This is a genomic window from Streptomyces sp. NBC_01275, from assembly GCF_026340655.1.
Taxonomy (GTDB): Bacteria; Actinomycetota; Actinomycetes; order Streptomycetales; family Streptomycetaceae; genus Streptomyces.
Genome location: NZ_JAPEOZ010000001.1, coordinates 890,014 through 903,144 on the forward strand (window position 1 = coordinate 890,014; position 13,131 = coordinate 903,144).

Annotated in this window: 15 protein-coding genes; 8 read left to right on the forward strand and 7 right to left on the reverse strand. The window is 69.5% G+C overall.

Features of this window, described 5'->3' with window-relative positions; translation table 11 throughout:
• Positions 1–122: 122 nt before the first annotated feature.
• From OG562_RS03930 to OG562_RS03940, 3 genes are all read right to left on the reverse strand, one after another.
• A complete protein-coding gene (locus tag OG562_RS03930; RefSeq protein ID WP_266393627.1) occupies positions 123–1,154 on the reverse strand; it encodes an SMP-30/gluconolactonase/LRE family protein in 1,032 nt (343 codons plus the stop codon).
• Positions 1,155–1,250: 96 nt separating this feature from the next.
• Positions 1,251–1,691, reverse strand: coding sequence for a DUF6069 family protein (locus tag OG562_RS03935; RefSeq protein ID WP_266393629.1), 441 nt, complete (start codon positions 1,689–1,691; stop codon positions 1,251–1,253).
• Positions 1,692–1,740: 49 nt separating this feature from the next.
• Complete coding sequence (locus tag OG562_RS03940; RefSeq protein ID WP_266393631.1) at positions 1,741–2,349, reverse strand: NAD(P)-dependent oxidoreductase; 609 nt, start codon at positions 2,347–2,349, stop codon at positions 1,741–1,743.
• 148 nt (positions 2,350–2,497) lie between these two features.
• Between OG562_RS03940 and OG562_RS03945 the strand changes: the two genes are divergently transcribed.
• On the forward strand, positions 2,498–2,992 hold the full coding sequence (locus tag OG562_RS03945; RefSeq protein ID WP_266393632.1) for a MarR family winged helix-turn-helix transcriptional regulator: 495 nt from the start codon (positions 2,498–2,500) through the stop codon (positions 2,990–2,992).
• A gap of 558 nt (positions 2,993–3,550) precedes the next feature.
• Here the strand turns inward: OG562_RS03945 and OG562_RS03950 are convergent.
• Complete coding sequence (locus tag OG562_RS03950; RefSeq protein WP_266393635.1) at positions 3,551–3,973, reverse strand: heme-binding protein; 423 nt, start codon at positions 3,971–3,973, stop codon at positions 3,551–3,553.
• Between the two features lie 95 nt (positions 3,974–4,068).
• Positions 4,069–4,710, reverse strand: a complete 642-nt coding sequence (locus tag OG562_RS03955; RefSeq protein ID WP_266393637.1) for a TetR/AcrR family transcriptional regulator — start codon at positions 4,708–4,710, stop codon at positions 4,069–4,071.
• A 277-nt stretch (positions 4,711–4,987) separates the two neighbouring features.
• Here OG562_RS03955 and OG562_RS03960 point away from each other — a divergent pair, with 277 nt between their 5' ends.
• The 7 genes from OG562_RS03960 to OG562_RS03990 all read left to right on the forward strand — a co-directional run bounded on the left by OG562_RS03960 (position 4,988) and on the right by OG562_RS03990 (position 12,138).
• Complete coding sequence (locus tag OG562_RS03960) at positions 4,988–6,274, forward strand: Rieske 2Fe-2S domain-containing protein (protein ID WP_266393639.1); 1,287 nt, start codon at positions 4,988–4,990, stop codon at positions 6,272–6,274.
• Between the two features lie 9 nt (positions 6,275–6,283).
• A complete protein-coding gene (locus tag OG562_RS03965) occupies positions 6,284–7,246 on the forward strand; it encodes a PDR/VanB family oxidoreductase (RefSeq protein ID WP_266393641.1) in 963 nt (320 codons plus the stop codon).
• Entirely contained in the window at positions 7,243–7,659 is a 417-nt protein-coding gene (locus OG562_RS03970; RefSeq protein ID WP_266393643.1) for a nuclear transport factor 2 family protein, read from the forward strand. Before OG562_RS03965 ends, OG562_RS03970 begins: the two co-directional genes overlap by 4 nt.
• A gap of 144 nt (positions 7,660–7,803) precedes the next feature.
• Positions 7,804–9,294 carry an aldehyde dehydrogenase gene (locus tag OG562_RS03975; protein ID WP_266393645.1) on the forward strand — a complete coding sequence of 497 codons (1,491 nt, stop codon included), beginning with the start codon at positions 7,804–7,806 and terminating at the stop codon, positions 9,292–9,294.
• A 236-nt stretch (positions 9,295–9,530) separates the two neighbouring features.
• Positions 9,531–10,127 carry a nuclear transport factor 2 family protein gene (locus OG562_RS03980; protein ID WP_266393646.1) on the forward strand — a complete coding sequence of 199 codons (597 nt, stop codon included), beginning with the start codon at positions 9,531–9,533 and terminating at the stop codon, positions 10,125–10,127.
• A complete protein-coding gene (locus OG562_RS03985) occupies positions 10,127–11,194 on the forward strand; it encodes a maleylacetate reductase (RefSeq protein WP_266393648.1) in 1,068 nt (355 codons plus the stop codon). The genes OG562_RS03980 and OG562_RS03985 overlap by 1 nt, the downstream gene beginning before the upstream one ends.
• 11 nt (positions 11,195–11,205) lie before the next feature.
• Entirely contained in the window at positions 11,206–12,138 is a 933-nt protein-coding gene (locus tag OG562_RS03990) for a dioxygenase (RefSeq protein ID WP_266393650.1), read from the forward strand.
• Between the two features lie 5 nt (positions 12,139–12,143).
• Here the strand turns inward: OG562_RS03990 and OG562_RS03995 are convergent, their stop codons facing one another.
• Both OG562_RS03995 and OG562_RS04000 read right to left on the reverse strand, forming a co-directional pair.
• Positions 12,144–12,323: a hypothetical protein gene (locus tag OG562_RS03995; RefSeq protein WP_266393652.1), complete on the reverse strand. Its 180-nt coding sequence runs from the start codon at positions 12,321–12,323 to the stop codon at positions 12,144–12,146.
• Positions 12,324–12,525: 202 nt separating this feature from the next.
• On the reverse strand, positions 12,526–13,074 hold the full coding sequence (locus OG562_RS04000) for a VOC family protein (RefSeq protein ID WP_266393654.1): 549 nt from the start codon (positions 13,072–13,074) through the stop codon (positions 12,526–12,528).
• Positions 13,075–13,131 lie beyond the last annotated feature (57 nt).

Consider the following 13,131-nt stretch of genomic DNA (forward strand, 5'->3'; position numbering starts at 1 on the left):
GAGCACCGTCTTCGATCGGATCCCGGTCACTTCCGGCCGTTCAGTGTGATCATTCGATTCGGACTGCACCTGGTTGCCGGAATCCGCGGCAGGCTCTGCTGCCGGTCCCGGCAGCGGCAGGTTCAGGAGGCCGGGCCGCAGTTCAGTACGGCGGGGTTGATCGTTCCGCGCTGCACCTTCGCGTCGTGGGGCTCGGCGAAACCGGCGTTGGTGATGTAGAGCCGGTTTCCGCGTACCGCGACGGAGGTGGGTGAAGCGAGGCCGTCCGAGGCGGTCAGGACGGTCTCGGTGGCCCCGTCGGGGTGGACGACCGCGACCTGGTTGAGGCCGTTCTGCGCGGCGAACACCACGTCAGTGCGGTCGTTGAGAAAGTTGAAGTCGTCGACGCTGGTGAGGCCGCTGGCCACGGTGCGGATCCGGCCCGGGGCTCCGGTGGCGGTGACGGGGATCCGCAGCAGGGTGCCCTTGGCGAGGTTGGAGACCCAGACGGCGTCTCTGTGGAAGCGGAGACCGTTCGCACCGAGGGGTAGGAGTCCGGACGGGTCGGCCGCGAGGGCGGGGCCGGTCAGCCAGGCGGTCGCCTTTCCGCCGGAGGCCGGGACGGCCCAGACGGCGCCCTTGTTGCTGTCGGCCACGTACAGGGTGCGCCCGGCGCGGTCGAGGGCCAGGCCGTTGGGGAGTCCGTCGGTGGGCAGAGCGGCGATGCGGCGAGGGGCGCCGCCCGGGGGCAGCTTCCATACGCCGGCCCGGGAGGCGTCATCAGAGACCACGTTGTAATAGGTGGTGCCGTCGCGGTCGCGCGCGATGCCGCTGAATGCGTCGCCCTGCTGCCCGGCCGCGATCACCGTGCTGCGCCCGGACGGGTCGATCCGCAACAGTGCCGGGCGCTCGCCCGCCGCAGTGTGCCCGCCCAGAGTGGAGACGGTCAGCGAGTTGTCCGGGTTGACAGTGATGTTCTCCGGGGAGTCGCCGGCGGTGAAGTCCAATGCGGCGAGAGTTCTCACGTCGGCGACGACCGGCTTGGAGGACTCTTGTTGTGTCGCTGCGGATGCGTACGGCGCCGAGGCGAGGAGGGCCGCCGCGGCGATCAACGCCGCACGTCCGGACCGCTTCTTCAGGAGGGTTGCCGTGGGGACCGCTACGGAGATGTCCATGTGGGCTTCGCACTCTTCTCGAGAGGGCGCAGATCTGCCTGCGCGGGAAGTGGGACATGAGGGGGGCCGGGGCAGTCGCCCCGGCGTGTTGCGTGGTCAGTCCTGAGTGGCGGGGAGGGGCAGGAGTCGCCGGTAAGCAGGGACGGCGATGGCGGCGACGACGACGTGCATGACCATCAAGGCGATGACGGCACCCCAGCTGGTGCCGGGCCGGCTGTCGGAGATTCCGACCATGATGTCCGGGATCAGGCTGACGATCAGAATGGCGGGCACGAGGGTGCGCAGCAGCCGGGCCGGGTGTGCCGAGCGTGCGCGGATGATCGCCCAGGCGGCAGCGGCGGCCAGAACGCCGAAAACGGTGAGGGGGGCGTAGGCGGAGAGTTGGAGGGGCTGGAAGTCGTCCGAGGCTCCGGCGGCGTGGGCTGTCGCAGCGACGATGGCGTTGACGGCGACGGCGACGGCGGCGGTGCCGATCAGACCGCCGGTGACGACGAGGCCGCCGGGACGGGCCGGGCGGGTGGCGAGCTGGTGGCTCATGGCGATTCTCCGGATCGGGTGGGGAGGAGACGGGGGAAACGGTGTCGGGTCAGCCGGCGATGACGACAGAGCGACGGCTGGTGGTCGTGTCGGTGAGCGCGGTGAGCATCCAGGCGGCGACGTCGGCGCGGCTGATGGTGTCCCCCATGCGCAAGGTGGCCGACCCGGGCAGCGGCTTGGCGACACCTGTGGCGGGGCCGTTGGTGAGGCGGACGGCGTGGACGAGGGTGTAGTCGAGGTCGCTGGCGCGCAGCGCGTCCTCGGCGGCCGCCTTGTCCTTGACCATGGCGCCCATGGCCGTGCTGGACATGAGCCTGGCGGGCGCGCTCAGGCGCTCGCGCAGCACGGCGAAGGAGGAAAGCTCCACGAACCGGGTGACGCCGGTGGTGGTGGCACCGGATATGACGGCATGCGTGGCGTCGGTGATGACGGTTCCGCCGGTGGCGCCGAGCGTGCTGATCACCGCACCGACGCCCGACATGGCCTGCGTGACGTCACCGGCGTCGGTGGCCTGCCCGGCAACCATGTCGAGGCCGGGCCGGGCATCCAGCTTCTGGGGTGAGCGAACGAGCGCGCGCACAGTGTGGCCCGCGGCCAGGGCCTGGTCGACGACGAGGCGCCCGGTGGCACCGGTGGCACCGAGTACAAGCAGCTTCACGGGAGGACTCCTCAAGGCTTCGATGCTGCACGGAACCCCCGGGCAGTGACTTCAAGCGTTAACTCAAAACTAGCGCCAGTGACTTCAAGCTTCAAGTGAAAACGAGGTGGATTCACTTCAAGCATGAAGCGTCGGTACATTGGAGGGCATGACGAACACCCCCGCTGACGAGGTGCCCCGCTGGCTTGACGAGGAGGAGCGCCGCGCCTGGCTCGGTTTGATGGGCGTGATGCGGCGCCTGGAACACGCGCTCGACACGCAACTGCGCGACGAGGGGCTGACACACTTCGAGTACGGGGTGATGGCGGCGCTGTCGGAGTCACCGCAGCGGGAACTGCGCATGAGCGCCCTCGCCGCGTACGCCGAGGGCTCGCTCTCCCGTCTTTCCCAGGTCGTGGCTCGTCTCGAGCGCAAGGGGTACGCCCATCGCCGCCCCGATCCGGCCGACGGCCGCTACACCCTGGCCGCCCTGACCGACGAGGGATACGAGAAGATCGTCAACGCCGCTCCTGGCCACGTCGCAGAGGTGCGCCGCCTGGTGTTCGACCCGTTGACCAAGGCGCAGGTCAAACAGCTCTCCCACATCGGCCGACGCATCCTGCACGCCATCGACCCCGACCACAGCGACGGCGACCGCGGCTGAGCCCCTCACACCGGCCGGGCGCCCACCCGTGGGCTCAGGCGCGCCGTCTCCCCGACGCCGGCGCGCCTCTCGGGGCAAACACACAGACAAGCCGGCTCGCACGGCCGGCTGCTGCCGCTTCTCGCTACCGCCGCTTCTCGCGAATATCGAACACTTCCTGGCAACGGCGCCGCCCAACGAGATGAACAGCCGCGGAAGGCGCGAGGCCACGGGGCCGGCGTCGCATCAGAGTCCAGATAGACGATCCACAACCGGCTCTGACCAAGAGCGACGGAGAGCCGACCTCTCATGCGACAAGCGCGGGGCGTGATCGCCACCGCGTCCGGCCTGGGCATGAAGTCCGACACACACGCTTCGGCCGCGAACTCCAGCTCACCCTTCCGCGCGAGCGGCGCCGTCATCGCATCGACCCGGGTCGACGGTCCTGGGAGCGCCGGGCACGCCACGCGAGGTCACACGGACCGGTGCCCAGAGATCAGCCATACCCAGGGGCCGCGACGACGGCAGAGACGCTCAGCCCAGCCGCCGCACCGACCAGGGGCATGTCCAGGCAACGACCTACGCGACGATCTTCGCGACGGAATCGCGAGCCTGCTGCGCGATGCGGTCGTCAGTGACGTCGTCAGCCCCGCCCACGCCGATCGCGCCGATGACCTCCCCGTCGGCCGTCACGATCGGCACGCCGCCGGCGACCGGCAGAAGGTTGGCATCGACCAGGTGGGGAGGTGCCACCTGCATCTGCGGGGACGCGGCGAATGTCGCGAACTTGGCCGTGGGGACACCACTCACTGCCGAGGTGTAGGCCTTGCGTCGCGCGGTCTCCACGCCGAGGAGGCCAACGCCGTCGTCGCTGAGAAGGATCTTCGTGACGCCACTTCGGTTGACCACGACAGCACACACCTTGTGCCCGTCGGCCCTTCCTGCTTCGAGAGCGGCAAGTGCGGCGCCGTGCGCGATCTCGTAGCTGAGCGGCTCTCGCATGGAGCGGGTCCTTTCCTCGACGACCGAGCGCCCAGTATGTCGCCGCCCGACGCTAATGTGAAGCGATCCTCGCATTCGCATCACAGGCCCGGAGCTCACTGCGCCGGTGCGCCGAGGAGGTACAGGCAGGCGACGCCCACGAGCTCGTCGGTGAGCTGACGCCACGTCAGCGGCCGGTCGGACTCGAACAGTTCGCCGTACAGCACGCGGTTCTGACAGGCCCCGTAGATCAACCGGTAGACGACGTCCAGGCGCAACTCCGGCTCCGGCGCGTCGATCATCGGCACGATCGGCTCCAAGAACTGCCGGAAGACACGGTTGGCGTCCATGGCAGCCTCGGACCCGACCCGAGCCACGGCGGCATCGGTGGCGCCCGCGGCCAGAAAGACGCGCATCAGACGCTCGTGCGCTTGATACGTCTCGGTGAGCCCAGTGACCGCCGAGGCGACCAGCGCGGTCGGATCCGTTCGCAGCGGAGCGAAGCGGTGAATGATGTCGGCGCGAAACTGGTCGATCATGTCGTGTTGCAGCGCCGCGAGCAGGCGGTCCTTGTCGCCGAACCGCCGATACACACTGCCCACCGAGACGCCCGCCCGAGAAGCGACGGCCGCGATGGTGAGCGCCTCGGTGCCGCCCTCCTCGAGGAGGGCCGTACCCGCCTCCAGGATCCGCTGCCGGGTCAGTCGGCTGCGCGCCTGCTGCGCCGGGGGCAGATCGAGTGTCGGTTCGGTACTCACCGCCCCAGCGTAAAGGCAGCCAGGGGCCATACGCCTCGGGCATGGACGGCACCGCGCCCGACCGGCCCGCGACCGAGGCCGCCATCGGGCCATTCCTCCCGGTCCGAGGGGGCACCGGGAGCACCCGAACGTGCCTCTTGACGCACGGTGAAGTGAAATGCGAATGTGAATTAACAATCCTATTCGAGGTCGCACATGGCGGTGCTCTCGCAGGTGATCTCCCCCTGCCCTGCGCGCGCCACCGGCTGTGCGCCCGAGCCGCACGGGAGACAGCACGATGACCACCACTTCAGAGGTCGACACCGGCACGGCCTACGGCCGCCCGAAGCCCTCGTACAACGCCCGCCTGCGAGAGGTGGGGCCCGGTACACCCATGGGTGAGGCGCTGCGTCGCTACTGGCACCCGATCGCCAGCTCCGAAACGCTGATCGCCGGCGCCCTGCCGCAGAAGACCCGCGTACTGGGCGAGGATCTGGTCGTGTTCCGGGACGGGCAGGGCAATCCCGGTGTCGTGATCGAGCGCTGCACACACCGCGGCGCCAGCCTCTTCTACGGGCGCGTCGAGGACGACGGCATCCGCTGCTGTTACCACGGCTGGAAGTTCGACGTCCAGGGCCGCTGCATCGAGCAGGCGTGCGAGCCGGGCCTGGGGCGCAGGCGCGACGCCGCCCGTCAGCCGTGGTACCCCGTCGCCGAGCGCTACGGCCTGGTCTTCGTCTACATGGGCCCGCCCGAGCTCAAGCCCGAACTCCCCCGCTATGACGCGCTGGAGAGCCCCGCGGAGGACGAGAAGTACTTCGCCAGCTGGCCGGTCCCGCACGCCGCGGTCCTCGGCATGCCGGCGGACTTCAGCTGGCTCAACATCTACGAGAACTCCGCCGACCCGACGCACGTCACCTGGCTCCACTCCACGCACAGCGGGTACCAGATGCTGGGCGCCGGCGCCTTCGGCTACCCCGAGAACTTCTTCGACCCGGCCACCATCGCCGAGCGCCTGACGTACGAGCGCACCGACCACGGTCTGAAGTACACCCAGCGGTTCGAGATGGAGGGCGAGGACGGCGAGGTCACCGAGTACGGCTTCGCGGTCGATCAACACCTGCCCAACGTCTTCGGCCTGCCGGACTACGTGAAGCCCACGCCCGACGGGCGGGCAGACCAGTTGCTGTGGGTCGTGCCCTCCGACGACACCAGCCACCGGGTCTTCTTCTCGATCCGCACGAACGATCCCGAACGCATGGTCCGCTTCGTGATCGGCATCACGCAGAACGGGAAGCAGAACCACGAGCTGACCGACGAGGAGCGCCAGAGGTTCCCGGGTGACACGGAGGCCCAGGGCTCGCAGGGCGCGATCACCCTGGACTCCGAGGAGACCCTGGCCACCGGCGACCGCGGCGTCGTCATGCTGCGTCGCATGCTTCTCGCGATGGCCGACGACGTCGAGGCCGGGCGCGACCCGATCAACATCGTCCGCGACGCGTCGGAGGTCCACCGCGTCGAGACCGGCCTCTTCACCCTCGGCAGGCGCCCGGCGGGCGACGACGCCACGGCCGCCGCAGTCTGAGCGAGAACGATGAACAACGAGTGGTTCGACACCATCGTGGTCGCCCGGCGCGACGCGACCAGCCGGATCGTGGTGCTCGACCTGGTCAGGCCCGACAACGGCGAGCTCCCGGAGTTCGCCGCCGGCGCCCACGTCGACGTCCTCGTGGACGGTGCGGCCGGGCTGGTCCGTCAGTACTCCCTGTGCGGGCCGCCGCAGGACCGCACTCGATACCGGCTGGCCGTGCTGGCCGAGGCGGCGTCGCGCGGCGGCTCGCTGGGGATGCACCGGCTCCGCGAGGGCGACAGGTTGCAGATCTCGCGTCCGCGCAACAGGTTCGGGGTCTCGGACGAGGCACGTCGCCATCTGCTGGTGGCCGGCGGCATCGGCGTCACTCCCCTGCTGGCGATGGCGCACGCGCTCGAAGCCAAGGGCGCGGAGCACGAGTTGCACTACTGCGCCCGGAGCCGGGCGGATTCGGCGTTCGTCGAGGAGTTGGAGAACAACCCCCGTGTGCAGCTCCACTTCGACGACGGCCCGGACGACCAGCGCTTCAGCGTCGCCGGCGCCATCGGCCCGCCCGACCCCGAGGCGGCGATCTACGTCTGCGGTCCCGGGGGCTTCATGGACTTCGTGATCTCCTCCGCACGTGGAGCGGGATGGCCCGCCGAAGCGATCCACAAGGAGCGCTTCGCACCCGTGGAGGACACCGCCGCGCACACGGCGGGCGGGACCTTCACTGTGCGGCTCGCCAAGTCCGGGAACGAGTACGAGATCAAGGACGGCGAGAGCGTCCTCGACGTCCTGCTCGCGGCCGGCGTCGACGCCCCCTACTCCTGCCAGCAGGGAATCTGCGGCGAGTGCATCGTGCGCGTGCTCGCCGGAGAGCCCGACCACCGCGACGACATCCTGACTGATCGTGAGCGCGCCGACGGCATGTTCACCACGTGCTCCTCGCGAGCACACTCACCGATTCTGGAGTTGGACCTATGACGACAACCGCATCCACCGCAACCACCGCAACCACCGGGACCATCGAGGCGATCGAGCAGGCAGAGGCCGCGTGGCTCGTGGCTCTCACCGAGAGCGAAGAAGCGATCGCCTCTCTCATGCTGGAGGACAGCCGGGCCGTCCACGGCCCCGTCGGAAAGATCGACGACGGCAGGACCTTCGCCCATTTCACCTGGACCCGCCGCCGCCACGTTTTCGCCAAGGCCGAGGAGCTCAGCATCACGGTGCGTGGCACCACGGCGATCACCACGTGTCTCCAGGAGATGCACATCATCTTCGACGAGAGCCTCCCGCCGTTCCCGGTCCAGGAGACGGTGACGCGCGTCTGGGAGGAGACCTCGGAGGGCTGGCGCCTGGCGCACCTGCACCAGTCCAAGCGGATGCCGCCGGTCTGAGGCCCGGGAAGGCCGACATCGTCCCCCCCCCACTCCGCTGTTCGATGAACGGACAAGAGGCTTCAGCGCGGGCCGTCGGCCCCAGAGAGTTCAACACGAAGAGTTCGCGCGGCGATCGCCGCTGTCGTGAAGGTGAGGCAACACATGTCAGCCACTGAGACCGAGGCACCCACGTCCGGTGCGGTCCGGACCAGCGATCTCCTCATCGCGGGCGAGCACGTCTCGGCCAGGGACGGCCGCTATTTCGAGACGACCGAGGCCCTGACCGGTGAACCGATCGCGCGGGTCGCGGCGGCCTCCGTCGAGGACGTCAACCTCGCCGTGGACGCGGCGGCGGCCGCCCTTCCGAAGTGGTCGAGCCTCCCGCCGGCCGCACGCCGGTCGGTTCTGGAGCGTGCGGCCGTCCTGCTGGGCGAGCGCACCGACGAGATCGTGGCCACGATGAGCCGCGAGATGGGTGCCACTCTCCCCTGGTGCGGCTTCAACGTGCATGTCGCGAAGGGCATGTTCGTCGAGGCGGCCGCCCAGGCGTACGCGGCCGTCGGCGAGGTCATCCCGTCGGACGTGCCCGGCCTCACCGCTCTCGGCGTACGTCAGCCGGTCGGCGTCGTCGTCGGCATCGCACCGTGGAACGCACCGCTGATCCTCGGCGTACGCGCCATCGTGTGGCCGCTGGTGTGGGGCAACACCGTGGTCCTGAAGTCCTCCGAGCAGACGCCGCTCACCCAGGCCGCCATCGTGCAGGTACTGCACGATGCCGGCGTGCCCGCCGGAGCGGTCAACCTCATCAGCAACGCGCCCCAGGACGGCCCGAGCGTCGTCGAAGCGCTGATCGCCCACCCGGCCGTGACGCGCGTGAACTTCACCGGATCCAGCAGGGTCGGCCGCATCATCGGCGAGCTCGGCGGTCGCCACCTGACCCGCGTGGTCCTCGAACTCGGTGGCAAGGCGCCCTTCCTGGTGCTTCCCGACGCCGATCTGGAGGAGGCCGCCGCCGCGGCCAGCTTCGGCGCCTTCATGAACCAGGGCGAGATCTGTATGTCGACCGAGCGCGTCATCGTCGACAGAACTGTCGCCGACGAGCTTTCCTCCCGCCTGGCCGAGCGTGCCGCCAAGCTGGTCGTCGGGCCGCCGAGCGATCCCGCCTCACAGATCGGTCCGCTGGTCCACGCCGCCGCCCGAGACCACGTGATCGCGCTGATCGAGGACGCCCGTGACAAGGGTGCTCAGGTCCTGACCGGTGGCACGGCCGACGGCCTGCTCGTGCAGCCCACCGTGCTGCGTGGTGTCACGCCGGACATGCGCATCTACAGCGAGGAGTCCTTCGGACCGGTGGTCTCGATCATCGAGGTGGATTCGACCGACGAAGCCGTCGCGGTCGCCAACGACACCGAGTACGGACTCTCCGCAGCGGTCTTCGGCAAGGACGCGGCCGCCGCGCTCGACGTGGCCCGCCGGATCAGATCCGGCATCTGCCACATCAACGGCGCCACTGTGCACGACGAACCCCAGATGCCCTTCGGCGGTGTCGGCGCCAGCGGCTGGGGCCGGTTCGGGTCCCGCGCCGCGCTCGAGGAGTTCACCGAGTTGCGCTGGATCACCATCCAGTCCGGATCCCGCCACTACCCCATCTGACGATGCGACGAGGTCGTACGGCGCACGTGACACGGCGTGCGCCGCGCCTCCGGTCCGTGCTCCCCTGGCTGTGGTGCCTTGCCGCAGCCTTCAGCCCGGCGGTGGGAGCGGCATGGCCGGCGGACACGCGGGAGACAGAGGCCTCTCAGCAACTCGACCGAGAGCTGGAGGAGTTCTTCCGGCCCCTCTGACGAAGCCCCTGTACCAGGGATCTTCACCTCTCCAAGGAGTCAACAATGTCTCAGGCCGACCATGACCGCCACGAGATCCGCCGGCTCATCGAGAACTGGGCGCTGTGGCGCGACGCCGGGGACTGGGGCCGCTTCGCCACGGTCTGGCATCCGCGTGACGGCTGGATGAGCGCCACCTGGTTCCAGGGAAGTGCCACCGACTTCATCAAGGCCAGTCGCGAGGGCTTCGAGAACGGCGTCAGCATCCTCCACTTCCTGGGTGGCCACACCGCAGACGTCGGCGGCGACCGGGCCATCGCCCAGACGAAGATGACCATCAACCAGCGCGGGGGCATCGACGGCGTCGAGGTCGATGTCGTCTGCACCGGCCGCTTCTACGACTTCCTCTCCCGCCACGAGGGGCGCTGGACCCTCGTACGCCGGCAGCCGATCTACGAGAAGGACCGGCTCGACGTCGTAGATCCCGCCGCCTCACTGACGTTGGATCCCGAGCTGCTGGACCGGTTCCCGACCGGCTACCGGCATCTGGCCTATCTCCAGACCAAGGCGGGTTTCACGGTGAAGGACGGGCTTCCCGGCCTCACCGGCACAGCAGTCGAGCAGCTCTACTCGGAAGGCAAGCAATGGCTGGCGGGAGCCTGATGAAGTTCACCCACGAAACCCTCCCCCAGCGGGTGGTGTTCGCGGCCGGAGAGTCGCCCGCCGCCGTGGCGGCGGAGGTCGAGGCGCTCGGCGGTTCCAAGGTCATGCTGATCGCGTCGGACCGCGAGAAGGAGCTGGCCGACCCGATCGCCAAGGAGATCCCGGTCGTACTGCGTCACGAGGAGGTCGTGATGCACGTACCGGTCGAAGTCGCGGCACGAGCCCTCCAGGCCGCAGCCGGCGCGGGCGCGGACATCCTGGTCAGCGTCGGCGGCGGCTCGACCACGGGTCTGGCCAAGGCGGTGGCGCTGACCACCGGACTGCCGATCGTCGCGGTACCCACCACGTACGCCGGCTCGGAGGCGACCAACGTGTGGGGCCTGACCGAGGGTGAGACCAAGACCACCGGTGTGGACGGCAAGGTGTTGCCCGCGTCGGTCGTCTACGACGCCGGTCTGCTGACCACGCTGCCCGGCGAGATGACCGTGGCCAGCGGCCTGAACTCGATGGCGCACTGCGTGGACTCGATGTGGGCGCCGCGTACCGACCCGCTCGACCGCGCGATGGCGCAGGAGGGCATCCGCGCACTGGCGACCGGCCTGCCGGCGGTGGCCGACGACTCGACGAGCGTCGACGGCATCGAGCAGACGCTGTACGGCGCCTACCTCGCCGCGGTCGCGTTCGCCTCGGCCGGCTCCGGGATGCATCACAAGATCTGCCACGTCCTCGGCGGCATGTTCAACCTCCCGCACGCACAGACCCACGCGGTCGTGCTGCCCTACGTGCTGGCCTTCAACGCCCCGCAGGCCCCCGAGGCGGAGGCGCGTATCGCCCAGGCCTTCGGCACGGTCTTCCCCACGGACGGGGCGAGCGCCGGCCTGGCCGCCCTGCGCCAGGTGCTGGACGCGCCGAGGGCGCTGCGCGACTACGGCATGCCCGAGGACGGCATCGCCAAGGCGCTGGGGCCGATCACACAGGCGATCCCGGCCGACAACCCGACCCCCGTCACCGACGAGAACCTGACCGCGCTGCTGAAGGCGGCGTGGGCCGGCGCCCCGATCAACTGAAGGAGGCCGTCATGGCTACCTACGTCAATCCCGGCTCAGCCCAGGCCCACGGCACCGTCTACCGCGAGGTGTCGTCGGAGCAGCAGGCAGTCGAGCAGCAGCTCGTCGACAACGTCCTGGCCTCCTTCGACGCCTGCCAGGATCCGCGGCTGCAGGAACTCATGACCTCCCTGGTCGAGCACCTGCACTCCTTCATCCGCGAGGTCCGGCTGACCGAGGAGGAGTGGGGGACGGCGATCGGCTTCCTCACCAAGGCCGGCCACATCACCGACGAGGTCCGGCAGGAGTTCATCCTGCTGTCCGACACCCTCGGCGCGAGCATGCAGACGATCAACGTCAACAACCAGGCCTACAAGGGCGCCACCGAGGCGACCGTCTTCGGGCCGTTCTTCGTCGAGGACGCCCCGGCGATCGAGCTCGGCGACGACCTGGCCTTCGGCGCCCCCGGTGAGCCCTGTTGGGTCGAGGGCACCGTCACCGACACCGACGGCATCCCGCTCGCCGGCGCGCGGATCGAGGTCTGGGAGGCCGACGAGGACGGGCTCTACGACGTGCAGTACCAGGCCGACAAGCGGGCCGGCCGGGCGCACCTCCTCTCCTCGGCCGACGGCAGCTACCGCTTCTGGGGCCTCACCCCGACGCCGTACCCCATCCCGAACGACGGACCCGTCGGCAATATGCTCGACGCGGTCGGCCGCTCACCGCTGCGCGCCGCCCATCTGCACTTCATGGTGTCCCACGAGGGCGCGCGCACCCTGGTGACGCACATCTTCCCCGAGGGCGACCCGATCGGCCGCAAGGACACCGTCTTCGGCGTGAAGGACTCCCTGATCAAGCGGTTCGAGCAGCAGCCCACCGGCACGCCCACGCCCGACGGCCGCGTCATCGACGGCACGTGGAGCCGGGTGCGCTTCGACATCGTGCTCGCCCCCAAGGGCGTATGACCTGCCTACCAACGCTTCGCGTCTCCCAGGGCCAGCAGGCCGGCCACCACCAGGCCGGCCAGGGCCTCCGCCCTGGCGAGACGGTCCGTCTGTGACAGGTGCTCGGGGCGGCCCAGGCGCCGGGCGAAAGTCTCCTGCACCAGTCCTGCCACGGGAGCGATGACGGCGAAGAGCAGGACGTCCATTCCCCATCGCCCCCGCCACAGGCCCCACCCATGCCCCCGACCAGGCTTGCCGAGGCGGCCCTTACACCCGACGAGTCCACCCTCTGGACCGGCCCGACCACCGGCAAGAGCCATCCCACGCGCGGGAAGGTCACCATCCAACGACGGCGAAACGCTGCGGACGACCGGTCGTCCGCAGCGTTCGTCCGGCCTTCGACAGGAGTCAGGCCGGCAGCAACTCCGCGAAGTCGCGCAGAGGTCGCGACCCGTCCCAGTCGACTGATGCCCGCCAGACGCCTGTGAAGATCTCTCGCGTGATCTCGCTGTCCTGGACGAGCTCGATCATCCCCGGGGCAACTTCACCGGCTTCCAGGAAGTAGACATCCCCGCCTGGGGTCAGATCGTGAAAACGCACCGACGCTCCGCTCGCCTCACGACGTTCGACCTCTTCCCTGACGTTCGGCACAGCCTTGGCGACGTGGTGGAAGCCGTAGCCGTGGCGTTCGTAGGCGTCCTTGTAGATGGAAGGCTCGTCGTCGAGGGTCTGGATGAGCTCGACCATCGTGTGCCCCGAGAAGGCGAGGGCGAGGGCGAACTCGGCCTTCCCCGGCTCACCACGGTAGGTGGAGCCCTCGCCGCCGATCCTCTCGTTCACGAACCAGGGCCCGACGCCGAGTTCATCGGTCCACCAGCGCATCCCGTCAGCGAGGTCGGGGACCGTGTACGCGACCTGGATGATGGCGTCGGTCGGCTGGCCGAAGGGAAACTCCATGGTGGTTGTCCTCGCTCGGGTCCTGGGGCGCGACTGGTGATCGACGGCGCCCGTCGC